Genomic DNA, 23020 nt, shown 5'->3' with positions numbered 1-23020 from the left:
CGTACGAGCGCGACTATCAGGCGCCGAGCGCTTAATAGGCTCCGGCGCGAGCAATAGATCACACCGCAATCAGGAAGCGCCTCGCCGACTCAAAAAAAAATGGGCCTCAGGCTGTTTCAGCCAGAGGCCCATCTTCCGATGCGCGAATTGCCGGTGATTCTTTAGAACGGGATATCGTCGTCCATGTCGTCGAAGCCGCCGCCTGCCGGCGCGCTCGGGCGGCTGGAACCGCCGCCTGCTGAGCCGCCGCTCGCACGACCGCCTGCGGGCGCGCGTCCGCCGCCGCCACCGCCACCGCCGCCCGAACGATCCATCGGCGCGCTGCGGCTGTAGCCGCCATCATCGCCGGCACCGGCGCCGCCGCGACCGCCGAGCATCTGCATCTGATCCGCGACGATTTCGGTCGAATAGCGCTCCTGGCCCGATTGATCGGTCCATTTGCGCGTGCGAATACGCCCTTCGATGTAAACCGACGACCCCTTCTTCAGATATTCGTTGACGATTTCGGCGAGCCGGCCGAAGAACGCCACGCGATGCCACTCCGTGAGTTCCTTGAATTCGCCGGAGGCCTTGTCCTTGTAGCGGTCCGTCGTCGCGAGACGAATATTGGCCACGGCGTCGCCGCTCGGGAGGTAGCGGGTTTCCGGGTCGGCGCCCAGATTGCCCACGAGAATGACCTTGTTGACTGATGCCATGATTTCTCCGGTAGATTCCTTGCTAACTGTCAGCCGAAAGATGCGATTGGACCGATCTCGTCTTCAGACGTGGATTCGATTGCACCCTGTCGGCTCGATTCGATGATTCCAATTTCTCTCAGGCCGCGCGCTCTGTTCTGCGCGGTGGCGGCTTCATCCATGCAGCGACGAGGAGCCACGCCAACACCAGCGCCGAACACGCGAAGAAAACCGCGCTCGGCCCGTCGAGCTTCAGCAGCCAGCCGCCGATCACCCCGCCGAGGGCAAGGCCGATCGACTGCGTCGTGTTGTACACGCCCGCCGCCGCGCCCTTTCTCGTGCCCGGCGCAAGCTTCGACACCAGAGACGGCTGCGACGCCTCCAGCACGTTGAAGCCGAGAAAGTACACGAACAGAATGGCTGCCACGGACCACAGCGTATGGGGAGCCGCGCCCAATAACAACTGGCCGATCAGGATAAGCCCGATCGCACTCAGCATCACGCTCTTCATTTTTCCACGTTTCTCGGCGGCGATGATGGCCGGCACCATGAGCACGAACGCGAGCGCCATCACGGGCAGGTAAATCTTCCAGTGCGATGCGACCGGCAACCCGCCGTCCACCAGAATGCGCGGCACGACGAGGAAAAGCGCGGTCTGCGTCGCGTGGAGCACGAGCACGCCGAAGTTCAAGCGCAACAACTCGACGTTGTGCAGCACTTCCGCGAACGGCGCCTTGACGTGAACCGGATGCGCGGGCGGATCGGGCACGATCCAGAACACCACGCCCACCGCGAGGATCGACAGGACGCCGATCACCGTGAAAAGCCCGCTCATGCCGACCCAGTGGAACACGATCGGCGCGCCGACGATCGCCACCGCGAACGACACGCCGATGCTGCCGCCGACCATCGCCATCGCCTTCGTGCGGTTTTCCTCGTGCGTGAGATCGGCAATGAACGCGATCACCGCAGACGAAACGGCGCCCATGCCCTGGATCACGCGCCCGGCGATGATCCACGTCATCGAATGCCCGGCGGCCGCGACGAAGCTGCCCACCGCGAAGACGAGCAAGCCGAACGCGATGACCGGCTTGCGCCCGAGCTTGTCGGAAATCCAGCCGTAGAAGATGTAGAGCATCGACTGCGTGACGCCGTAGGCGCCAAGCGCAATGCCGACGAGCAGCACGTTGTCGCCGCCGGGGATGGTTTTCGCGTACACCGAAAACACCGGCATGATCATGAAAAGACCGAGCATGCGCAGCGCGAAGATGGCAGCGAGCGACACGGTCGCGCGCAACTCCGGCGCAGACAGACGTGTGGACGTGGCAGACGGATTGGACATCAGAAACGGGAAAAGGATGAGGGTCGCGTCTGGCCTGGCCTGCGGCGCAGCCAGGCGCGGCCGCCTTGTTCTTGCTCGAAACGGCACTATATGGAATCGCACGGCTAAAAGCGCGCCGCTCGATGCGTCGGCGCTCTCCCGTACTTGGCCGGCAAGTCCCCGCGCCGGCCGATCGACGCGCATCCGGCCCTTGGGCTCGGGCGCTGCGCCCTTTAAAAGTCGTTATAGTAGCAGGTTTGGCCCCCTCTCTTTCCGCCCGGCAATGGCTTCGTGGCCCGTCCGGACAGATGAAAGCGCCGCTGAAAACATCCGAAAGCACCCGAAAAACGCCGGAACGAACTCGTGGAAGAAATTCGTATTCGTGGGGCTCGCACCCACAATCTGAAGAACGTCAATCTCGACTTGCCGCGCCATAAGTTGATCGTGATCACGGGGCTGTCGGGGTCGGGCAAGTCGTCGCTCGCGTTCGACACGCTCTATGCGGAAGGCCAGCGCCGTTACGTGGAAAGCCTCTCGGCGTATGCGCGGCAATTTTTGCAGCTGATGGAAAAGCCGGACGTCGATCTGATCGAAGGTTTGTCGCCGGCCATTTCGATCGAGCAGAAGGCCACGTCGCACAATCCACGCTCGACGGTCGGCACCGTCACTGAAATTCACGATTACCTGCGTCTTTTGTACGCGCGCGTCGGCACGCCGTATTGCCCGGATCATCTGATTCCGCTGGAGGCGCAAAGCGTCTCGCAAATGGTCGACGCCGCACTCGCGCTGCCTGAAGAAACCAAGCTGATGATCCTCGCGCCGGTCGTCGCGGATCGGAAGGGCGAGCACGTTGAGCTGTTCGAGGAAATGCAGGCGCAGGGTTTCATCCGCTTTCGCATCCGCTCGGGCGGCGGCACGGCGAACGAAGGCGTCGCGAAAATCTACGAAGTCGATTCGCTGCCGAAGCTCAAGAAGAACGACAAGCACACGATCGACGTCGTGATCGACCGTCTCAAAGTGCGGCCGGACATGAAGCAGCGCCTCGCGGAATCGTTCGAAACCGCGCTGCGTCTCGCCGACGGCCGCGCGATCGCGCTCGAAATGGACACCGAAAAGGAGAAGCTCTTCAGCTCGAAATTCGCGTGTCCGATCTGCTCGTATTCGCTGCCGGAACTGGAGCCGCGTCTTTTCTCGTTCAATAATCCGATGGGCGCGTGCCCGGAATGCGACGGTCTCGGACAGATCACGTTCTTCGATCCGAAGCGCGTGGTCGCGCATCCGTCGCTGTCGCTCGCGGCGGGCGCGGTAAAGGGCTGGGACCGGCGCAATCAGTTCTATTTCCAGATGCTGCAGAGCCTCGCGGCATTCTACGAATTCGAAATCGACGCGCCGTTCGAGGATCTGCCCGAGAAAGTGCGCAAGATTCTTCTGTACGGCTCGGGCAAGCAGGCGATTCCGTTTTCGTACATTAACGAGCGCGGGCGCGCGTCGGTCCGCGAGCATGCGTTCGAAGGCATCATCCCGAATCTGGAGCGGCGCTATCGCGAGACCGATTCGGCGGCGGTGCGCGAAGAACTCGCGAAATACCAGAACAATCAGCCGTGCCCGGCGTGCGAAGGCACGCGTCTGCGGCGCGAAGCGCGCTTCGTGAAAGTCGGCGCAGAAGAACAGGCGCGCGGCATCTATGAAATCAGCGGCTGGCCGCTACGCGATGCGCTCGGCTATTTCCAGACGCTGCGTCTGGAGGGCGCGAAGGGCGAAATCGCCGACAAGGTCATCAAGGAAATCGTCGCGCGGCTCTCGTTTCTGAACAACGTCGGGCTGGATTATCTGTCGCTGGAACGCAGCGCGGAGACGCTTTCGGGCGGCGAAGCGCAGCGCATCCGGCTCGCGTCGCAGATCGGCTCCGGCCTTACGGGCGTGATGTACGTGCTCGACGAGCCGTCGATCGGCCTGCATCAGCGCGACAACGACCGGCTGATCGACACGCTCAAGCATCTGCGCGATATCGGCAATTCGGTGATCGTCGTCGAGCACGATGAGGACATGATCCGCATGGCCGATTACGTCGTCGACATGGGACCGGGCGCGGGCGAGCACGGCGGCGTGATCGTCGCGCAAGGCACGCCGGTGCAGGTGCAAAAGGACGCGAATTCCATTACCGGGCAGTATCTGTCCGGCAAGCGCACGATCAGCTATCCCGCCGAGCGCACCGCGCCGGACGAGCGCACGCTGCGCATCGTCGAGGCGTACGGCAACAATCTGAAGCGCGTGACGCTCGATTTGCCCGTCGGACTTCTGACCTGCGTGACGGGCGTGTCAGGCTCTGGCAAGTCGACGCTCATCAACGACACGCTGCAGCACGCGGTCGCGCAGCATCTGTACGGCTCGGCGACGGAGCCCGCACCGTACGAGTCGATCGAAGGTCTCGAACACTTCGACAAAGTGATCGCCGTCGATCAGTCGCCGATCGGCCGCACGCCGCGCAGCAATCCGGCCACTTACACCGGACTGTTCACGCCCATCCGCGAACTGTTCGCAGGCGTGCCGGCGGCGAAGGAGCGCGGCTACGACCCCGGCCGCTTCTCGTTCAACGTGAAGGGCGGCCGCTGCGAAGCCTGTCAGGGCGACGGCGTTCTGAAGGTAGAAATGCACTTTTTGCCGGATGTCTACGTGCCCTGCGACGTGTGTCACGGCAAGCGCTACAACCGCGAGACGCTGGAAGTCCAGTACAAGGGCAAGAACATCAGCGAAGTGCTGGACCTGACGGTCGAGGCCGCGCACGAGTTCTTCAAGGCGGTGCCGGTGGTGGCGCGCAAGCTGAAAACGCTGCTCGACGTCGGTCTCGGCTATATCCGGCTCGGCCAGTCCGCGACGACGCTATCGGGCGGCGAGGCCCAGCGCGTCAAGCTTTCGCTGGAACTGAGCAAGCGCGATACCGGTCGGACGCTATATATCCTCGACGAGCCGACGACCGGTTTGCACTTCCACGACATCGCGCTTTTGCTCGAAGTGATTCATCGATTGCGCGATCAGGGTAATACTGTCGTAATCATCGAGCATAATCTCGACGTAATCAAAACTGCCGACTGGGTCATCGATCTCGGTCCGGAAGGCGGCGCCGGCGGCGGGCAGATCATCGCCCAGGGGACGCCGGAGCAGGTTGCGAAGTCGAAGGCGAGCTTTACCGGCAGATATCTGGCACCCTTGTTGCAACGAGCCAAATCGGCGGCCTGATTCACGGCGCCGGTCTGGCTGCCGAAGCGCTGTCAGCCGGACCGTCGAAATGCGCCGCGCGCGCCGCGGCACGAATAACCGTCGTACGCAGCAGGGGAAAAGGAACGCAGTCATGGCGAAGCGCAACGAAGCGGCCAACGAGGAAGCGCGTGTACGGGACCTGCCCACGCGCCACGTCAGGCTGACGAGCGACATGAGCTTGCCGAAGCTGTCGGCGGTGGAGATCGGCAGCTACGTCCTTGCGCTGCTGGCGCTGTATCTCACGCTCAGGCTGCAATTGCTCGGCGGCCTGCTCGCCGGCATGCTGGTTTTTCAGCTTACGCACATGATCGCGCCGCTGATCGAGCGGCATGTGGTCAGCCGGGGCGCGCGTCTCATCGCGGTCGGGCTGATTTCGGCGATCATCGTCGGCGGGCTGACGGGCGCGACCATCGCCACCATCGAACATTTCGAGCGCGACTTCCCGAGCGTCCAGAAATTGCTCGATCAGCTGATGAGCATCACGTCGAGCGCGCGGCTGTCCGTGCCCGACTGGCTCGCGAATTACCTGCCCGTGGACACCGTGCAGATGAAGGACAAAGCCACCGAGCTGATGCACAAGCACGCCGAGATGCTCCAGCAAGGCGGCAAGGAGATGGCGCGCGGCTTCGGTCATATCGTAATCGGCATGATCGTCGGCGCGATTATCGCGGTGAGCGCGCCGCGGGCGACGCACCATCGGCTGCCGCTTTCCACCGCGCTCGTCGCGCGCGTGTCGCGCTTCTCCGATGCCTTCCGCCGCATCGTGTTCGCGCAAATCAAGATTTCAGCGATCAACGCAGTCTTCACCGCGCTGTATCTTCTCGTCGCACTGCCGCTCTTTCACGAACGGCTGCCGCTTTCGAAAACGCTCGTGCTCGTCACGTTCATCGTCGGGCTGCTGCCGGTGATCGGCAATCTCATTTCGAACACGATCATCGTCGGCATTTCGCTGTCGGTGTCGTTCGGCACGGCGGTCGCGTCGCTCGCGTTCCTGATCCTGATCCACAAGCTCGAATACTTCCTGAACGCGCGCATCATCGGCGGGCAGATCGAGGCGCGCGCGTGGGAACTGCTACTCGCGATGCTCGCAATGGAAGCCGCGTTCGGCATTCCCGGCGTCATCGCCGCGCCGATTTTCTACGGATATATCAAGCGCGAGCTGATTTATCTGCGGCTCGTCTGAGCGTAAAAAAGCCCGCCTGAACCGGCGGGCTTTGTCTTTCCGAAAGCGCGATCTAGCGGAACACGACCGTCTTGTGTCCGTTGAGCAGAATGCGATGCTCGGCATGCCACTTCACCGCGCGCGCGAGCGTCACGCATTCGACGTCGCGGCCGATCGCCGTCAGTTGATCCGGCGTCATGTTGTGATCGACGCGCTCCACTTCCTGCTCGATGATCGGGCCTTCGTCGAGATCGGACGTGACGTAGTGCGCGGTCGCGCCGATCAGCTTCACGCCGCGATCGAACGCCTGATAGTACGGCTTCGCGCCCTTGAAGCTCGGCAGGAACGAGTGATGAATGTTGATCGCGCGTCCCGACAGCTTCGCGCACAAATCCGGCGACAGAATCTGCATGTAGCGCGCGAGCACGACGAGATCGGTGTCGTGCTGATCGACGATTTCCATTACGCGCGCTTCCTGCGCGGCCTTCGCTTCGGACGTCGCGTTGAGCAGCGGAAGATGATGGAACGGGATGTCATAGCTCGCCGCGAGCTGATAAAAATCCTTGTGATTCGAGATGATCGCCGGAATCTCGATCTGCAATTGCCCGGTGCGATAGCGGAACAGCAGATCGTTCAGGCAATGGCCAATCTTCGACACCATGATGACGACGCGCGGCTTGACCGATGCGTCGTGCAGTTCCCAGCGCATGCCGAATTCATCGGCGAGATCGCTGAACGACTTGCGCAGCGCGTCGAGGCCCGGATCGCCGCCGACTTGCTGGAAATGCACGCGCATGAAGAACTCGCCGGTGCGGCTGTCGCCGAACTGCGCGGAATCGAGGATATTGGCGCCGAGATTGAACAGGAAGCCCGACACGGCATGCACGATTCCCGGCCGGTCCGGACACGACAACTTCAGATAAAAACTATGTTCGGTCGACATGACCTTTCCTCGTTCGGTTCTTTCAAATTTGCGGCGCTTCGAACAGCGCGTCGATGCCTTCGCACGCGTCTTCGTCGATCCACTGATGACGCAGCATGCAATCGAGCGTCGCGAGACTCGCATCGACGGTGAGCTTGCCCTCTTCGATCCAGCGCGCGACGTCCTCGATGCGCGCAAGGCGATGCTCGCCGACTTCGCCGTCCTGATTGTGCGGCGCGAAATCGGGCGGCAGGGAGACGTCGTACACGAAGATCTGCTCGGCCTGCGTGCCTTCCGGAAGCGACTGAAGCACATGAAACGTGCGGCCGGGCGTCGCCGTCGAAGCGAGTTCGGCGCTCATGCCCGCCTCTTCCCAGCATTCCTTCACGAGCGTCGGCATGAGTGCGAAACCCCAGCCGATGCCGCCCGCGACGACGTTGTCGAGCATGCCGGGATCGGTCGCCTTGGTGTCGCTGCGGCGCGCGATCCACAACTGCGGCGCCTTATCCCGGTATTTTACGATGCCGTTCAGATGCACCGCGTAGGTCATCGTGCCGAAGAAGCGCGACGCCGCACGCTCGATGAACGCGAGCGGCGCGGCGTCGAAGCCGTTGCGGATCGCGTAGGTTTCGTCGCGCCAACCGGGAATTTTGCCTTCGGCGAAAAGCGCGCCGATGACCGCGCCTAGCGCGGCGCTGCGCGCGTTCACATCGGCGAGCGCTGCGTGCAGGCGAACCGAAGCGGCGTCGATCACGAAGACGTCCGGCCAGCGGCGCAGCGCGTCGACGTCGGATCGGCGAATCCAGCCGACGCGTTCATCGCCGATAAAGAACGGTAGGTGCGCGGCGGCAACGAAGCGGCGTGCGGCAACGATCGAAGCGAGCGGCATCTCTCAGTCCTTGAGCGCGACGCGAATGCCGAGCGCGATGAACGTGACACCCGCGAGCCGGTCGAGCCACACGCCCACGCGCGGACGGCGCTTCAGCCACGCGCCGATCATTCCCGCGCCGATGCCGAAAAGCGAAAACACGACGACCGTCTGCAGCATGAAGAGCGCGCCGAGTTCGAACATCTGCAGCATCACGCTTTGCGCGCCGTGCGGATCGACGAACTGCGGCAGGAACACGATGAAGAACAGCGTCACTTTCGGATTCAACATGTTGCCGATCACGCTCTGGCGGAACACGGTCGTAAGCGGCTGGCTCGGGCGCGCGTGCGCGGTCGCGAGGCCGTGGCTGCGCAGCGCCTTGATGCCGATCCACACGAGATACGCCGCGCCCGCCAGTTTCACCGCCTGAAACGCCATCGGCGACGAACGCAGCAGTGCCGCAATGCCGAGCGCCGCGAGCGTCGTATGGAAGATCACGCCGAATGCGAACCCGCACGCCGCGACTACGCCCGCGAGCCGTCCTTGCGAAATGCCGCGCGCGAGCACCTGAAGATTGTCCGGCCCCGGCGCGACGGTGATCGCGACGGAAGCCGCGAGAAAGAGCAGAAAGTTGGGCATGTCAATGTCCGGCGAATTCGCACACGGTATAAAGCGGCACGCCATTTTCGCGCAGCAGTTTCGAGCCGCCGAGATCCGGCAGATCGATGATCGCCGCCGCCTCGACTACTTGCGCGCCGAGCCGCTCCAGCAGGATCTTGCCGGCCATCATGGTGCCGCCGGTCGCGACGAGATCGTCGACGATCACGACGCGGTCGCCCGGCTTGCACGCATCCTCGTGAATCTCGACGGTCGCGCGGCCGTATTCCAGCTCGTACGACTGTTCGAGCGTCTTGTACGGCAGCTTGCCCTTCTTGCGGATCGGCACGAAACCGAGGCTCAGCTCGTACGCGAGAATCGGCCCGATGATGAAGCCGCGCGCGTCCATGCCGGCGATCACGTTCACGTTTTCGTCGATATAGCGCTGCACGAACAGGTCGATCAGCATGCGCAGCGCCTTGCGGTCTTGCAGGATGGTCGTGATATCGCGGAACTGCACGCCGGGCTGCGGCCAGTTATCGACGGTGCGCACGCGCTCCTTGATGAAACGCGCGGCGTCGAGCTGGGCGTGCGAGGGGGTAATGGACATGACTTCTCCGGAGTCCGCGCCGTGAGGCCGCGCGTTCGCCTTGGTGACAAAAGAGGGAAGCTAGGCTGCCCGGCGATTGCGCGAGAGCCGTTCCTCGGCTTGCGCCAGCACTTCGGGCAGGCCGCGCAGCACGACGATATCGTTCGCGCGCAGCTTGGTTTCGGGGTCCGGTGCGACGCCCCGGATGCCGTGGCGCCGGATCGCGGTCACTTCGACACCGTTGCCGACGAGTCCGAGATCGTCGAGCGAATGCCCGACGGCTTCGGAATTTGCGTCGATGGGTACGGATTGTAGCCGGACCTGCTCGTGGCCATCGTCGTCGTCGACGTCGTCGGCGCCGTGGAAATAGCCGCGCAGCAGGCTGTAGCGCGCATCGCGCATTTCCTCCACGCGCCGCACGACGCGGCGCATCGGCACGCCCATCAGGACGAGCGTGTGCGATGCGAGCATCAGGCTGCCCTCGACGATCTCCGGAATCACTTCCGTCGCGCCCGCCGCGGTGAGCTTTTCGAGATCGGCGTCGTCGACGGTGCGCACGATCACCGGCAAAGTCGGCGCGAGTTCGTGGATGTTGTGCAGCACGCGCATCGCGGACGGCGTGTTCGCGTACGTGATCGCGACCGTCGCCGCGCGATGCAGGCCCGCCGCGAGCAGCGACTCGCGCCGCCCGGCATCGCCGAACACGACCGATTCGCCCGCCGCCGCTGCCGCCGCCACGCGATCCGGGTCGAGATCGAGCGCGACATACGAAATGCCCTCTTGCTCCAGCATGCGCGCGAGGTTCTGCCCGGCGCGGCCGTATCCGCAGATGATGACGTGGCCGCTCTGCTTCAGGCTCTGCGTCGCGATTTTCGTCATTTGCAGCGATTGCAGCATCCATTCCGTCGACGAGAGCCGCAGCACGATCCGGTCCGCGTTCTGGATGATGAACGGGGCGGCGAGCATCGAGAGCAGCATCGCGGAAAGAATGGCTTGCAGGATCGTGGAATCGACGAGATGCGAATCCAGAATCAGATTCAGCAGCACGAAGCCGAACTCGCCCGCCTGCGCGAGACCGAGGCCCGTACGCATCGCGACGCCCGGCGTCGCACCGAAGGCGCGCGCGAGACCGGTGATCATCACCGCCTTGAGCAGGATCGGCACGACGAAAAAGCCGAGCACGAGAAACGGATGCTCCCAGATCACGCGCGGATTCAGCAGCATGCCGGTCGTCACGAAGAACAGACCGAGCAGCACGTCGCGGAAAGGCTTGATGTCCTCTTCCACCTGATGCCGATACGGCGTCTCCGCGATCAGCATGCCCGCGATGAACGCGCCGAGCGCAAGCGACAGACCGAACTTGTCGGTGATGAACGCCGCGCCCAGCGTCACGAGCAGCAGGTTCAGCATGAACAGCTCTTGCGAGCGGCGCCGCGCGACGAGGTCGAACCAGCGCGTCATGAACTTCTGGCCGATGAAAAGCAGCACCGTCAACGCGATGACGATTTTCACCGCGGCGATGCCGAGCCACATCGCGAGCTGCGACGACTGGCCGTTGCCGAACGCCGCGATGATGATGAGCAGCGGCACGACCGCCAGATCCTGAAACAGCAGCACGCCGAAGATGTTGCGGCCGTGCTCGGATTCGAGCTCGAGCCGCTCGGCGAGCAGCTTGCTGACGATGGCGGTCGAGGACATGGACATCGCGCCGCCGAGCGCGAAGCTCGCCTGCCACGACATGCCGATCCAGAAATTGGCGATCCAGCCGAAGATCATCGCGAGCGCGATGGTCGCACCGACCTGGCTCGCGCCGAGTCCGAACACGATGCGCCGCATCGAGCGCAGCTTCGAGAGCGAAAACTCGAGCCCGATGGAGAACATCAGGAACACGACGCCGAATTCGGCGAGATGCTGCGCGCGGTCGGTGTCCGGCGCGATGCCCGCCGCGTGCGGCCCGACGATGATGCCGACCGTCAAATAGCCGAGCATCGGCGGCAGGTTGAAATAGCGAAATACGACGACGCCTGCCACGGAGCAGAGCAGCAGCAACAGCGTCATTTCGAGCGGAGAAATCGGCATCCGACTAGCGTCCTCGTTCGTCAGCGTTCCGAGGCGCGTGAATCGGGCGCTCCGGCATCTTAAAAAGGCCCCTGACGACAGGGCTTGCGGGGGCGGATAGACGGCGGCGCACCGGGCTCCGTAGGGGGCGGCCCGGAATCGCCTTTGCTATACTCCGCGCATGATAGCGAAAATCAATGGCGACCGGGCGCTGGCGCTGGCTCGCAACGTAATTCAGATCGAAGCCGACGCCGTTCGCGGGCTCTCCGAACTCCTCGACGACAACTTCACGAACGCGGTCGAAACGCTGCTCGGCTGCCGCGGCCGCGTGGTCGTCTCGGGCATCGGCAAGTCGGGCCACGTCGCGCGCAAGTTCGCCGCGACGCTCGCCTCCACCGGCACGCCGGCGTTCTTCGTGCATCCGGCCGAAGCGAGCCACGGCGACCTCGGCATGGTCACCGCCGACGACATCTTCATCGCGCTGTCGAACTCGGGCGAAACCGAGGAACTCGTCGCCATTCTGCCGCTCATCAAGCGGCTTGGGGCAAAGCTGATCGCGATCACCGGCCGTCCCGAATCGAGTCTCGCGCAACTGGCGGACATGCATCTGAATGCACGCGTCGAAAAGGAAGCGTGTCCGATGAATCTCGCGCCGACGGCCAGCACGACCGCCGCCATGGCGCTCGGCGATGCGCTCGCCGTAGCCGTGCTCGACGCGCGCGGCTTCGGTCCCGACGACTTCGCGCGCTCGCATCCGGGCGGCGCGCTCGGGCGGCGCCTGCTCACCTATGTGCGCGACGTGATGCGCGTAGGCGACGAAGTGCCGGTCGTTTCGCTCGACGCAACCGTTGCGGACGCGCTCTTCCAGATCACCGACAAGCGCATGGGCATGACCGCGGTCATCGACGAAAATCGTCACGTCCACGGCATTTTCACCGATGGCGACCTGCGCCGCATCCTGCAGCGCGACGGCGATTTCCGCGCGTTGAAACTCGCCGATGTCATGACCCGTAATCCGCGCACGATTGCGCCGGATCATCTCGCGGTCGAAGCCGTGGAACTGATGGAGCGCTTTCGCATCAATCAGATGCTGGTCGTGGACGCCGATGCGACGCTGATCGGCGCACTGAACATGCACGACCTCTTCTCCAAGAAGGTAATCTGATGGCGCAGAAGCCTCTCACCGCCGCCGAACGCGCGAGCCGTCTGAAGCTGATGGTGTTCGACGTCGACGGCGTTTTCACCGACGGCAGTCTCTATTTCACCGCCGAAGGCGACGCGATGAAGTCGTTCAATTCGCTCGACGGCCACGGCGTGAAGATGCTGCAGTCGGTCGGCGTGCAGACGGCGATCATCACGGGACGGCAATCGGGCATCGTCGCGGCGCGCGCGCGCGAGCTGGGCATCACGCATCTCTATCAGGGCGTCGGCGATAAAACCGTCGCGCTCGCCGAACTTCTCGAAGCCACCGGCATCCCGGCCGACGAATGCGGCTACATGGGCGACGACTGGCCGGATCTCGCGGTGATGCGCCGCTGCGGCTTTGCGGCCGCGCCCGCGAACGCGCATCCCGAAGTAACTCAGCGCGTGCACTGGGTCGCGGAAGCGCGCGGCGGCCACGGCGCCGTGCGCGAAGTCTGCGACGCGATCCTGCGCGCGCAACATCGCTACGACGAACTGCTCGCCGCAGCGCTCGGAGGCTGAGGCCATGCCGCGCCCCGGAAAGCTCGCCTCGCTCCTGCCGCTTCTCGCGGTGGCGGCGCTGGCCGGCATCACCTACTGGCTGCTGCAGGCCACGCTGCCTCCAGCACAGCAGGCGCCCGCGCCCGAGAAGCGCCACACGCCCGACTACTTCGCCAACAACTTTTCGGTTTCCGAACTCGACGCCACCGGCACGACGCAATATCGTCTGACGGCGAAGTCGATGGTGCATTACGAAGACGACGAGATCAGCGAGCTCACGCTGCCCGCGATGCGAATGTTCCAGCCGATGAAGCCGACCGTCACGGCGACGGCCCAGCGCGGCACGGTCAACGGCGACGTCTCGATCGTCGATCTCTACGACGACGCGCGCATCGTGCGCGCGGCCGGTTACGGAGATCCGCAGATGCAGGCGGATTCCCAGCATTTTCGCGTGCTGGTGAACGACGATGTCATCGAAACGGAAAAACCGGTTAGACTTCAGCGCGGCCCGTCGGTGATGACGGCCTCTGGCATGAACTACAACAACGTGACCCGGGTGATGAAGCTGTTCGGTAACGTGCGCGGCGCGATCGCAGCCACGGATATCAACGGCGGTTCGTCCAAGTAATCCCGGCACTCCCATCCGAATTGTGACTGCATGAACGAAAGGTTCCCTCGTCCCGATGGCGGCCCTGCGCGCGCAATGCTCGCGCGCCGTGCCACGCACGCCGTGCGGGCCGGGCTCGCTGCCGCCCTGACCATCGCGGTCGCGCTGGCCGCGCTGCCGGCGCACGCCGAAAAGGCCGACCGCGACAAACCGCTCAACATCGAAGCGGACAACATGTCGTACGACGATCTCAATCAGAAGAACATCTTCACCGGTCACGTAGTCGCGACGAAAGGCACGATCGTGATCAAGGCCGACCGCGTCGAGGTGACGCAAGACCCGCAGGGTTATCAGTACGCGACCGGCACGTCGACCGGCAACAATCTCTCGTATTTCCGCCAGAAGCGTGACGGTCTGAACGAGTACATCGACGGCAACGCGGTGCGAATCGATTACGACGGTAAGAACGACTTCACGAAGCTCACGACGCGCGCCGTCGTGCGCCGCCTGCAAGGCCTGACGACCGTGCAGGACGAAGTGCACGGCAGCGTGATCACCTATGACGGCCAGAAGGACTTCTACACGGCAAGCGCGGGCAAGGACCAGGCCGGACCCGGCAATCCGAGCGGCCGCGTGCGCGCGATGCTCGCGCCGCGTTCAGGCGGCGCCGCGCCGCTGAACGGTTCGCCTGCCACGCTTTCTCCGTCGAATACCATTCAAGGAACGCCGCAGCAGTGAATTCGCCCGCCATGCCCCACCGTAAGCCGGAAGGCGAGTCGAGTTCGCTCGTCGTCCGCAATCTGAAGAAGCGTTACGGCTCGCGCACCGTGGTGAAGGACGTGTCGCTCGATGTGAAGAGCGGCGAAGTGGTCGGGTTGCTCGGCCCTAACGGCGCGGGCAAGACCACGTCGTTCTATATGATCGTCGGTCTCGTGCCGCTCGATGCCGGCGAAATCGATCTCGACGGCAACTCGATCAGCCTTCTGCCCATCCACCAGCGCGCGCACCTCGGCCTGTCGTATCTGCCGCAGGAAGCATCGGTGTTTCGCAAGCTCACTGTCGAGCAGAACATCCGCGCGGTGCTGGAACTGCAAACCGATGCGTCGGGCAAACGCCTGTCAAAAGACGCCATAACACAGCGCGCCGAAGCCTTGCTCGACGAGTTGCAGATCGCGCATCTTCGCGAGAATCCGGCGCTGTCGCTGTCGGGCGGAGAGCGCCGTCGCGTCGAGATCGCGCGGGCGCTCGCGACCAACCCGAGCTTCATCCTGCTCGACGAACCCTTCGCGGGCGTCGATCCGATCGCGGTGCTGGAAATTCAGAAAATCGTGAAGTTTCTGAAGCAGCGCAACATCGGCGTTTTGATTACCGACCATAACGTGCGCGAGACGCTCGGCATTTGCGATCACGCCTACATCATCAGCGACGGCACCGTGCTCGCGGCGGGCGCGCCGAGCGAAATCATCGAGAACGAAAGCGTGCGCCGCGTCTATCTCGGCGAGCATTTCCGCATGTGAGCGCACCGTCGCAAAGGCCGCATTGATAGTGCGCCGCATCATGCGAAAGTTGCAAAACTTACGTGCCGCCCCCGTGGGCGGCATGCGCTTTTTTGGAATCCCCGCGAGGTTTCGCGCGCGTGGCAAACTCTCTACAATGATTAAAACTTTGCCATGAAAGCCAGCCTCCAACTCCGCCTCTCGCAGCATCTTGCGCTGACCCCGCAACTTCAGCAGTCGATCCGGCTGCTGCAGTTGTCGACGCTCGAACTGCAGCAGGAAGTCGCGATGGCCATCGCTCAGAATCCGCTGCTCGAGAACGACGACGACTGGATTGCGAGCCCTTTGCGCGTCGCCGCGGACGGTTCGCTGATCGCGGCGCCGGCCACATCGAGCGCGCCGCCGGATTCGATGATGAGCAACGGCTCCACGTCGAGCAGTTCCAGTTCCGAGCGTTCGGAAAACAGCGAGCCGCAAGGCGTCGACGAGTACAACGGCCTGGGTTCCGACAGCGGTCAGGACTCGAGTTCATGGAATCTGGAAGACTACGGCCGTTCTAACAACGCTTCCGACGACGACGATCTGCCGCCGCTGCAAATCCACGAATCGACCACGACGCTGCGCGACCATCTGACCGCGCAGTTGCGCATGACCGCGGCGAATCAGCGCGATCGGGCGCTCGTCACGTTTCTGATCGAGTCGCTGGACGAGGACGGGTATCTCACGGCATCGCTCGATGAAGTCCAAACCGATCTTCCCGAAGAACTCGAAGTCGATCTCGACGAACTGAGCGCGGCACTCGCGTTGCTGCAGAGTTTCGATCCGCCCGGCGTGGGCGGACGCTCGGCATCGGAATGCTTGAAGCTGCAGTTGCTGCGGCTCGATGGCTCGCCAACGCGCACGCTGGCGCTCGAGATCGTCACGAATCATCTGGAATTGCTCGCCGCGCGCGACTTCACGCGCCTGCGCAAACAGTTGAAGGCAAGCGACGACGCCCTCCGGGACGCACATTTGCTCATCAAGTCGCTGGAGCCGTTTCCGGGCGCGGCGTATGGCAAGAGCGAAGCAGACTACGTCGTTCCGGACATTCTCGTGCGCAAGACGTCGGGCGGCTGGACGGCTGAACTCAACCCGGAGATCGTGCCGAAGCTGCGCATCAACCATTTGTACGCGAACATCCTGCGCAACAATCGCGGCGATCCGGGCAGCGGTTCGTTGCGTCAGCAGCTTCAGGAAGCGCGCTGGCTCATCAAGAACATTCAGCAGAGGTTTGAGACGATCCTGCGTGTCGCGCAGGCAATTGTCGAGCGTCAGAAGAACTTTTTTGCACATGGCGAAATCGCCATGCGCCCCTTGGTTTTGCGGGAGATTGCTGATACGCTGGGTTTACACGAGTCGACGGTTTCTCGTGTGACCACAGGCAAGTACATGCTCACCCCATTCGGGACGCTTGAATTTAAGTACTTCTTTGGATCGCACGTTTCGACCGACACAGGAGGCGCGGCATCGTCAACGGCGATCCGGGCCCTCATCAAGCAACTGATAGGAGCGGAAGACCCCAAAACTCCTCTTTCAGACAGCCGCATCGCCGAACTGCTGGCGGAACAAGGATTCGTGGTAGCGCGGCGCACCGTAGCCAAGTACCGCGAAGCCCTCAAGATCCCGGCAGTGAATCTGCGCAAGTCTCTATGACCCGTCTCTGTAGTCCATCGCGTGTTGCGATGGGCGTTTACCGGCCGCAACGCGAAAGCGCGGACGTGCCGGCCGATGCGCCCCGTTTGTCAAGCGCGCCAGGATGACGCGCCGGCGGGACACATTGCCGACCGGTATCGGACGAGCCGACGTGGCCTAGCGGCCATTAGCTTGGAGAGCAACTATGAATCTGAAGATCAGTGGACACCACCTCGAATTGACGCCTGCGTTGCGCGAGTATGTGATCACGAAACTGGACAGGGTGCTCCGTCATTTCGATCAAGTGATCGACGGCAACGTGGTCCTCTCGGTCGACAATCATAGGGAAAAGGAAAAGAGGCAGAAGGCGGAAATCAACCTGCACCTGAAGGGCAAGGACATTTTCATCGAGAGTTGTGACGCTGATATGTACGCGGCCATCGACCTGATGGTCGACAAGCTGGATCGGCAGGTCATCAAGCACAAGGACAAGATCCAGGGCCACGCCCATGAGTCCGTGAAGTACCGCGGCGAGTCGCATGAGATGGAAGCGCCGTCGCCGTGAGCATGAAGCACGGCATGCACGAAGTCTGATCGCCGGATGACAGCAAACCCGCCGCCACAGGACGGCGGGGCTGATTGGAGGGAGTCCTCGAATATCCGGAAACGATGGATCGGCGCATGCACCGAACCGAAGCCGCCCGGACTGGCGGCTTTTTTGTTGGATTTCTGCCGCTAGGTGATACAAGCCATTGATTTTCAGGGCTTTGTCCTGCACATTGAATTGAAAACCGTGCCATTGCGCGGCGCACCATCGGGCAGTGCCCTGTTCTATAATGGTCCGGTAATTTTCGGGGTCGCACGACAGGCACGCTGCAGGCAACGCCGCCAGCGCACTTTCCGTTTCACCATCGCCGTGAGCGCTTTTAGACAGCGGCCACGATGAGGAGCTATCAGGCCACGCTTTCGCCTGCCAACATGAATCGTTTAGCCAAATTTCTTCCCATCGAGAACGTGGTTCTCGGACTGTCCGTTACCAGCAAGAAACGCGTATTCGAGCAAGCGGGCCTGATTTTCGAGAACCAGAACGGCATCGCTCGCAGCACCGTCACCGACAATCTCTTCGCGCGTGAGCGCCTCGGCTCGACCGGCCTCGGCGAAGGCGTCGCCATTCCGCACGGCCGCATCAAGGGGCTGAAGCAACCGCTCGCCGCCTTCGTGCGTCTCGCCGAACCCGTCGCGTTCGAATCCCCCGACGGCCAGCCGGTCTCTCTGCTCATCTTCCTGCTTGTGCCCGAACAGGCGACGCAGCAGCATCTTGAAATTCTGTCGGAGATCGCCCAACTGCTCTCCGACACCGAGGCGCGCGAGCGTCTGCACAAGGAAGAAGATCGTGACGCGCTCTATCAGGTGCTCACGCAATGGCAACCGTAATAGCCACCCGAACATAGCGTTGCGCGTCCGTGCCGCCTCGGCGCCGGGCGCGCCTCGCTTACGCAAGGCTTCTGGGGCACAATCGGTCAAACGCAGCGCCATGCAGCGTATCGAAGCGACCCGCTTCGTCGTGACGCAAAGGCTGCTCCCGGCTTCCAACGGAGTTCCGGTCTCATGGATACGTCCAGCATCAACGCCCAAAGCATTTTCGACGACAACGCCGCCGCTCTTAAGCTCAGCTGGCTCACCGGGCATGAAGGCTGGGAACGCGGCTTTTCGAGCGAGACGGTCGCCAACGCGACGTCGAGCGCCGACCTCGTCGGTCACCTGAACCTGATTCACCCGAACCGTATCCAGGTGCTCGGCGACGCCGAGATCAACTACTACCAGCGCCAGTCCGACGAAGACCGCTCGCGCCACATGGCCGAGCTGATCGCGCTCGAGCCGCCGTTTCTAGTCGTCGCGGGCGAAGTGGGCGCGCCGCCGGAGCTCGTTCTGCGCTGCACGCGCTCGTCGACGCCGCTCTTCACGACGCGCATGTCGGCGGCGGCCGTTATCGACAGCCTGCGCGCGTACATGTCGCGCATTCTCGCGCCGCGCGCGACGCTGCACGGCGTGTTCATCGACATCCTCGGGATGGGCGTGCTGCTCACCGGCGACTCCGGTCTCGGCAAGAGCGAGCTCGGTCTGGAGCTCATCAGCCGCGGCCACGGACTCGTCGCCGACGACGCCGTCGATTTCGTGCGCCTCGGCCCCGATTTCGTCGAAGGCCGCTGTCCGCCGCTGCTGCAAAATCTGCTCGAAGTGCGCGGCCTCGGACTGCTCGACATCAAGACGATCTTCGGTGAAACCGCCGTGCGCCGGAAGATGAAGCTCAAGCTGATCGTGCAACTCGTGCGCCGGCCGGACGGCGAATTCCAGCGCCTGCCGCTGGAAAGCCAGACCGTCGACGTGCTCGGCCTGCCGATCAGCAAGGTGACGATTCAGGTCGCCGCGGGCCGCAACCTCGCCGTGCTGGTCGAGGCCGCGGTGCGCAACACGATTCTGCAACTGCGCGGCATCGATACCTTGCGCGACTTCATGGATCGCCAACGCCTTGCGATGCAGGATCCCGACAGCCAGTTTCCCGGCAAGCTGATCTGAGCGCGCGCCGAAACGAATCGGGCGCAGGTGCTAAGCTTAGGAAAAGCGAATTTCCCGAGACCCATGCGTATCATCCTGATCACCGGCATCTCCGGTTCCGGCAAGTCCGTTGCGCTGAACGCGCTTGAAGACGGCGGCTACTATTGCGTCGACAACCTGCCGCCGCGCTTTCTGCCCGAACTCGCCGACTATCTCGCGAAAGAAGGCCAGACGCGCCTCGCCGTCGCGATCGACGCGCGTTCGAGTCTCTCGCTCGATGAAGTGCCGTCCATCATCGACAAGCTCTCGAAGGACTTCGATCTGCGCGTGCTGTTCCTCAACGCGAGCACGCAGTCGCTGATCCAGCGTTTCTCCGAGACGCGCCGGCGTCATCCGCTGTCGGGCCCGCCGATGCGCGAAGCCGATGTCGGCGTGCTGAACTCGCTCGCCGAAGCGATCGAACGCGAGCGCGAACTGGTCGCGGGCCTCGCGGAATACGGCCATCAGATCGACACGAGCAATTTGCGCGCGAACGTTCTGCGCGCGTGGGTCAAGCGCTTCGTCGAAACCGACGCCGCCGACCTCACGCTGATGTTCGAATCGTTCGGCTTCAAGCGCGGCGTGCCGCTCGACGCCGATCTCGTCTTCGACGTCCGGACGCTGCCCAATCCGTACTACGACCGCGAATTGCGCCCGTTCACGGGCCTCGACAAACCGATCATCGATTTCCTCACCGCGCAGCCGCTGGTCGGCGAGATGATCGACGATATCGGCGCGTTCGTCGGCAAATGGCTGCCGCGTTTTCGCGACGACAACCGCAGCTATCTCACTGTCGCGATCGGCTGCACGGGCGGCCAGCATCGCTCGGTGTTCATCGCGGAGGCGCTCGCCGCGCGCTTTTGCGAGACGGCAAATGTGATCGTGCGGCATCGTGACGCGCCCATCCCCGCCGGGTAGCGCGATCCACGCGAACCTGATCGCCGCGCCGGCGGTCCATCCTGGAGGGACGCGATGTCCGCGAATCCTGTTCTGGCCGACTTGCCGCTGTTTCCGCTTCACACCGTGCTTTTTCCCGGCGGCCTGCTGCCGCTCAAGATATTCGAGGCACGCTATCTGGACATGGCGCGCGAGTGTCTGCGCGAGCAGACGCCGTTCGGCGTGTGCCTGCTCAAGAGCGGGCACGAAGTCGCCTCGCCGGGCGATCCGTCGGTGCCGGAAAGCATCGGCTGCCTGGCCGAAATCGCGGAATGCGATGTCGATACCTTCGGTCTCCTGCTCGTGCAGGCACGCGGAACCGATCGTTTCCGGCTCACCGATCATCGTGTCGAGCCGAGCAATCTGATCGTCGGCACGGCCGAGTTGCTGGGTGAAGATCAGCCGCTGCAGGGCGCCGAGGCGCTCGCGAAATTCGGCGCGTGCGCAGAAGTGCTGGAGCGCATCATCGACACGATCAAGGAACGCGAGCCGCAGAATCTGCCCTTCGTCGAGCCCTTTCTATACGACGATCCCACCTGGGTCTCCAACCGCCTCGCCGAAATCCTGCCGATCCCGATGCGCGCACGCCAGAAGCTCATGGAGTTGATGGACGCCGGCGCGCGCATCGACGTCGTGCATCACTACATGCAGCATCATCAACTGCTTTAGAGGAGCGTGCCTGTCAGCGCGTCGAGCAGCTTGCGCACCGGCGCGGGCACGCCATAGGCGTCGATCTTCGCGAGCGACGCCCAGACGGTTTCGAGGTCCATCAAGTCGCGCGGCGCCTGGCGCGCCTCGCCGAGCCGCGGCTCGATATCCAGCTTGAAGTGCGTGAATGCGTGCGACATCGGCGCGAGTCGCTGCAGATGTTCATCGGCGCCGAGACGCTGCGCGACTTGCGCTAGCGCGGCTTCGTCCGCCGCTTCGGGCAGGCTCCACAATCCGCCCCATATTCCGATCGACGGACGCTTCTGCAGCAGGATCGAATCGCCGTCCCTCAGGACCAGCATCCATGTCTTGCGCGTCGGCACGGCTTTCTTCGGGCGCGCGGCGGGCAACTCGCGCTGACGCCCTTCGACCTTCGCCACGCAATCCGATGCGAACGGACAGCGCGGGCAGTCCGGCTTGCCGCGCACGCACAGCGTCGCGCCGAGGTCCATCAGGCCTTGCGTGTAAGCGGTCACATCGTTGTTGTTCGCGGCTTCCGGCAAGAGCGATTCCGCGAGCGTCCACATCGCCTTCTCGACTTTCTTCTCGCCCGGAAAACCTTCGACGCCGAACACGCGCGCGAGCACGCGCTTCACATTGCCGTCGAGGATCGTCGCGCGTGCGCCGAACGCGAACGACGCGATCGCCGCTGCCGTCGATCGTCCGATGCCCGGCAGCAGCGCGAGTTCGTCGACGGTCTGCGGAAACGCGCCACCGTGCTCGTACGCGACGGCCTGCGCGCAGCGGTGCAGATTGCGCGCGCGCGAGTAGTAACCGAGCCCGGCCCAGAGCGCCATGACGTCGTCGATGGGCGCATCGGCGAGCGCCGATACCGTCGGAAAGCGTTCGAGAAATCGCGCGTAGTACGGAATGACGGTGGAAACCTGCGTCTGCTGCAGCATGATCTCCGACAGCCAGATGCGGTAAGCATCGCGCGTGTTCTGCCACGGCAGGTCGTGACGGCCGTGAATGCGTTGCCACGCGATGAGGCGCGACGAAAAATCGGTGAGAGCGAGCATCGGATATTAGCGTTGGCAGCGCGGGCAGAAGTACGTCGAGCGCTGTCCCTGGACGATTTGCCTGATCGCCGTGCCGCAGACGTGGCACGGCAGGCCCGCGCGATCATAGACGAAATAGTCGAGCTGGAAGTAGCCCGACTCGCCGTTGCTGCCGACGAAATCGCGCAGCGTGCTGCCGCCCTTGTCGATGGCGGCGGCGAGCGTCACGCGCACGGCGTCCGCGAGCAGGTCATAGCGCACGAGAGAGATGCGCCCGGCGGCGGTCGTCGGCCGGATGCCCGCGCGAAAGAGGCTCTCCGACGCATAGATATTGCCGACGCCCACCACGATCCCGCCCGCGAGCAGCGCCTGTTTCACCGACACCTTGCGCCCGCGCGTCTCGCGGAACAGCAGCGCGCCCGAAAACTCCGGCGAAAACGGCTCGACGCCGAGGCTCGCGAGCAGCGGATGTTCGAGCACGTCGCCGTCCGAGCGCGGATGCCAGAGAATCGCACCGAATCGGCGCGGATCGCGAAAACGGAGAATGAAATCGTCGAACACGATATCGACGTGATCGTGCTTCGCCGCCTCGGGCGGCTGCGGCACATGCCGCAGCACCCGCAGCGTGCCGGTCATGCCGAGATGGACGATCAGCCAGCCTTCGACGGTTTCGAACAGCAGATACTTCCCGCGCCGCTCTACTTTGTCGATTTTCAGATGGCCGAGCGTCTTCGGAAGATGCTTCGGGATGGGCCAGCGCAGCGCGGGCGTACGCACGTCGACGTGCTCGACGCGCCGTCCGGCGACATAGGGTTCGATTCCGCGGCGAGTGACTTCGACTTCCGGCAGTTCGGGCATTTTTCTGGAGAGAGACTTG

The 23020-nt window shown here is 63.4% G+C and carries 22 protein-coding genes; 13 read left to right on the top strand and 9 right to left on the bottom strand.

Features of this window, described 5'->3' with window-relative positions; genetic code table 11:
- Positions 1–161: 161 nt before the first annotated feature.
- Together NCS67_RS01005 and NCS67_RS01000 are read right to left on the bottom strand one after the other, a co-directional pair.
- Positions 162–695 carry a single-stranded DNA-binding protein gene (locus NCS67_RS01005; RefSeq protein WP_175979779.1) on the bottom strand — a complete coding sequence of 178 codons (534 nt, stop codon included), beginning with the start codon at positions 693–695 and terminating at the stop codon, positions 162–164.
- A gap of 118 nt (positions 696–813) precedes the next feature.
- Complete coding sequence (locus NCS67_RS01000) at positions 814–2016, bottom strand: MFS transporter (protein WP_250433623.1); 1203 nt, start codon at positions 2014–2016, stop codon at positions 814–816.
- A 342-nt stretch (positions 2017–2358) separates the two neighbouring features.
- On the opposite strand from NCS67_RS01000, the gene uvrA reads away from it, so the two are divergent.
- Positions 2359–5232 (top strand): excinuclease ABC subunit UvrA, encoded by a 2874-nt coding sequence (gene uvrA / locus NCS67_RS00995; RefSeq protein WP_250433612.1) that lies wholly within the window; start codon positions 2359–2361, stop codon positions 5230–5232.
- Between the two features lie 112 nt (positions 5233–5344).
- A complete protein-coding gene (locus NCS67_RS00990) occupies positions 5345–6436 on the top strand; it encodes an AI-2E family transporter (RefSeq protein ID WP_008351668.1) in 1092 nt (363 codons plus the stop codon).
- A gap of 52 nt (positions 6437–6488) precedes the next feature.
- Here NCS67_RS00990 and purU read toward each other — a convergent pair whose 3' ends face one another.
- Genes purU through NCS67_RS00965 form a run of 5 tightly spaced genes read right to left on the bottom strand, consistent with a single transcriptional unit; the run spans position 6489 to position 11470 of the window.
- Positions 6489–7358, bottom strand: coding sequence for a formyltetrahydrofolate deformylase (gene purU / locus NCS67_RS00985; RefSeq protein WP_008351670.1), 870 nt, complete (start codon positions 7356–7358; stop codon positions 6489–6491).
- Between the two features lie 22 nt (positions 7359–7380).
- Positions 7381–8226, bottom strand: coding sequence for an NUDIX hydrolase (locus tag NCS67_RS00980; protein WP_250433610.1), 846 nt, complete (start codon positions 8224–8226; stop codon positions 7381–7383).
- Between the two features lie 3 nt (positions 8227–8229).
- On the bottom strand, positions 8230–8844 hold the full coding sequence (locus NCS67_RS00975) for a LysE family translocator (protein ID WP_250433608.1): 615 nt from the start codon (positions 8842–8844) through the stop codon (positions 8230–8232).
- A 1-nt stretch (position 8845) separates the two neighbouring features.
- A complete protein-coding gene (locus tag NCS67_RS00970) occupies positions 8846–9412 on the bottom strand; it encodes an adenine phosphoribosyltransferase (protein ID WP_008351675.1) in 567 nt (188 codons plus the stop codon).
- A gap of 60 nt (positions 9413–9472) precedes the next feature.
- Positions 9473–11470: a monovalent cation:proton antiporter family protein gene (locus tag NCS67_RS00965; RefSeq protein WP_008351676.1), complete on the bottom strand. Its 1998-nt coding sequence runs from the start codon at positions 11468–11470 to the stop codon at positions 9473–9475.
- 160 nt (positions 11471–11630) lie between these two features.
- Here NCS67_RS00965 and kdsD point away from each other — a divergent pair, with 160 nt between their 5' ends.
- The 11 genes from kdsD (at position 11631) to NCS67_RS00910 (ending at position 21106) form a co-directional block, all read left to right on the top strand.
- Complete coding sequence (gene kdsD, locus NCS67_RS00960) at positions 11631–12614, top strand: arabinose 5-phosphate isomerase KdsD (RefSeq protein ID WP_008351678.1); 984 nt, start codon at positions 11631–11633, stop codon at positions 12612–12614.
- The gene (locus tag NCS67_RS00955) at positions 12614–13153 is read left to right on the top strand and encodes a KdsC family phosphatase (protein ID WP_175979774.1); all 540 of its coding nucleotides are present in this window, start codon (positions 12614–12616) and stop codon (positions 13151–13153) included. Before kdsD ends, NCS67_RS00955 begins: the two co-directional genes overlap by 1 nt.
- 4 nt (positions 13154–13157) lie before the next feature.
- Complete coding sequence (gene lptC, locus NCS67_RS00950; protein WP_008351682.1) at positions 13158–13760, top strand: LPS export ABC transporter periplasmic protein LptC; 603 nt, start codon at positions 13158–13160, stop codon at positions 13758–13760.
- A gap of 30 nt (positions 13761–13790) precedes the next feature.
- Positions 13791–14477 (top strand): lipopolysaccharide transport periplasmic protein LptA, encoded by a 687-nt coding sequence (gene lptA, locus NCS67_RS00945; protein WP_033536543.1) that lies wholly within the window; start codon positions 13791–13793, stop codon positions 14475–14477.
- Positions 14478–14488: 11 nt separating this feature from the next.
- The gene (gene lptB / locus NCS67_RS00940; protein WP_085955336.1) at positions 14489–15256 is read left to right on the top strand and encodes an LPS export ABC transporter ATP-binding protein; all 768 of its coding nucleotides are present in this window, start codon (positions 14489–14491) and stop codon (positions 15254–15256) included.
- Positions 15257–15409: 153 nt separating this feature from the next.
- Positions 15410–16927: an RNA polymerase factor sigma-54 gene (locus NCS67_RS00935; RefSeq protein WP_034470542.1), complete on the top strand. Its 1518-nt coding sequence runs from the start codon at positions 15410–15412 to the stop codon at positions 16925–16927.
- A gap of 184 nt (positions 16928–17111) precedes the next feature.
- Positions 17112–17471: a ribosome hibernation-promoting factor, HPF/YfiA family gene (gene hpf / locus NCS67_RS00930; protein WP_008351690.1), complete on the top strand. Its 360-nt coding sequence runs from the start codon at positions 17112–17114 to the stop codon at positions 17469–17471.
- A 413-nt stretch (positions 17472–17884) separates the two neighbouring features.
- The gene (gene ptsN / locus NCS67_RS00925; protein WP_008351691.1) at positions 17885–18340 is read left to right on the top strand and encodes a PTS IIA-like nitrogen regulatory protein PtsN; all 456 of its coding nucleotides are present in this window, start codon (positions 17885–17887) and stop codon (positions 18338–18340) included.
- A 174-nt stretch (positions 18341–18514) separates the two neighbouring features.
- On the top strand, positions 18515–19483 hold the full coding sequence (gene hprK, locus NCS67_RS00920; protein ID WP_008351692.1) for an HPr(Ser) kinase/phosphatase: 969 nt from the start codon (positions 18515–18517) through the stop codon (positions 19481–19483).
- A gap of 63 nt (positions 19484–19546) precedes the next feature.
- Positions 19547–20419: an RNase adapter RapZ gene (gene rapZ, locus NCS67_RS00915; RefSeq protein ID WP_008351693.1), complete on the top strand. Its 873-nt coding sequence runs from the start codon at positions 19547–19549 to the stop codon at positions 20417–20419.
- 54 nt (positions 20420–20473) lie between these two features.
- Positions 20474–21106, top strand: coding sequence for an LON peptidase substrate-binding domain-containing protein (locus NCS67_RS00910; RefSeq protein WP_008351694.1), 633 nt, complete (start codon positions 20474–20476; stop codon positions 21104–21106).
- On the opposite strand, the gene mutY is transcribed toward NCS67_RS00910, so the two are convergent.
- On the bottom strand, positions 21103–22164 hold the full coding sequence (gene mutY, locus NCS67_RS00905; RefSeq protein ID WP_250433605.1) for an A/G-specific adenine glycosylase: 1062 nt from the start codon (positions 22162–22164) through the stop codon (positions 21103–21105). The genes NCS67_RS00910 and mutY overlap by 4 nt on opposite strands.
- Before the next feature lie 6 nt (positions 22165–22170).
- Complete coding sequence (gene mutM, locus NCS67_RS00900; protein ID WP_008351696.1) at positions 22171–23001, bottom strand: bifunctional DNA-formamidopyrimidine glycosylase/DNA-(apurinic or apyrimidinic site) lyase; 831 nt, start codon at positions 22999–23001, stop codon at positions 22171–22173.
- Positions 23002–23020: the final 19 nt, after the last annotated feature.

It is taken from the genome of Caballeronia sp. ATUFL_F2_KS9A, from assembly GCF_023630765.1.
In the GTDB taxonomy this organism is placed as follows: domain Bacteria; phylum Pseudomonadota; class Gammaproteobacteria; order Burkholderiales; family Burkholderiaceae; genus Caballeronia; species Caballeronia zhejiangensis.
Note: the sequence above shows the minus strand (reverse complement) of the source record. Positions and strands in the feature narration are given on the sequence as shown.

Coding starts and splice junctions, on each gene's coding strand:
- NCS67_RS01005 (WP_175979779.1), bottom strand. CDS start 695: ATGGCATCAGTCAACAAGGTCATTCTCGTGGGCAATCTGGGCGCCGAC.
- NCS67_RS01000 (WP_250433623.1), bottom strand. CDS start 2,016: ATGTCCAATCCGTCTGCCACGTCCACACGTCTGTCTGCGCCGGAGTTG.
- NCS67_RS00990 (WP_008351668.1), top strand. CDS start 5,345: ATGGCGAAGCGCAACGAAGCGGCCAACGAGGAAGCGCGTGTACGGGAC.
- purU (WP_008351670.1), bottom strand. CDS start 7,358: ATGTCGACCGAACATAGTTTTTATCTGAAGTTGTCGTGTCCGGACCGG.
- NCS67_RS00980 (WP_250433610.1), bottom strand. CDS start 8,226: ATGCCGCTCGCTTCGATCGTTGCCGCACGCCGCTTCGTTGCCGCCGCG.
- NCS67_RS00975 (WP_250433608.1), bottom strand. CDS start 8,844: ATGCCCAACTTTCTGCTCTTTCTCGCGGCTTCCGTCGCGATCACCGTC.
- NCS67_RS00970 (WP_008351675.1), bottom strand. CDS start 9,412: ATGTCCATTACCCCCTCGCACGCCCAGCTCGACGCCGCGCGTTTCATC.
- NCS67_RS00965 (WP_008351676.1), bottom strand. CDS start 11,470: ATGCCGATTTCTCCGCTCGAAATGACGCTGTTGCTGCTGCTCTGCTCC.
- kdsD (WP_008351678.1), top strand. CDS start 11,631: ATGATAGCGAAAATCAATGGCGACCGGGCGCTGGCGCTGGCTCGCAAC.
- NCS67_RS00955 (WP_175979774.1), top strand. CDS start 12,614: ATGGCGCAGAAGCCTCTCACCGCCGCCGAACGCGCGAGCCGTCTGAAG.
- lptC (WP_008351682.1), top strand. CDS start 13,158: ATGCCGCGCCCCGGAAAGCTCGCCTCGCTCCTGCCGCTTCTCGCGGTG.
- lptA (WP_033536543.1), top strand. CDS start 13,791: ATGAACGAAAGGTTCCCTCGTCCCGATGGCGGCCCTGCGCGCGCAATG.
- lptB (WP_085955336.1), top strand. CDS start 14,489: ATGCCCCACCGTAAGCCGGAAGGCGAGTCGAGTTCGCTCGTCGTCCGC.
- NCS67_RS00935 (WP_034470542.1), top strand. CDS start 15,410: ATGAAAGCCAGCCTCCAACTCCGCCTCTCGCAGCATCTTGCGCTGACC.
- hpf (WP_008351690.1), top strand. CDS start 17,112: ATGAATCTGAAGATCAGTGGACACCACCTCGAATTGACGCCTGCGTTG.
- ptsN (WP_008351691.1), top strand. CDS start 17,885: ATGAATCGTTTAGCCAAATTTCTTCCCATCGAGAACGTGGTTCTCGGA.
- hprK (WP_008351692.1), top strand. CDS start 18,515: ATGGATACGTCCAGCATCAACGCCCAAAGCATTTTCGACGACAACGCC.
- rapZ (WP_008351693.1), top strand. CDS start 19,547: ATGCGTATCATCCTGATCACCGGCATCTCCGGTTCCGGCAAGTCCGTT.
- NCS67_RS00910 (WP_008351694.1), top strand. CDS start 20,474: ATGTCCGCGAATCCTGTTCTGGCCGACTTGCCGCTGTTTCCGCTTCAC.
- mutY (WP_250433605.1), bottom strand. CDS start 22,164: ATGCTCGCTCTCACCGATTTTTCGTCGCGCCTCATCGCGTGGCAACGC.
- mutM (WP_008351696.1), bottom strand. CDS start 23,001: ATGCCCGAACTGCCGGAAGTCGAAGTCACTCGCCGCGGAATCGAACCC.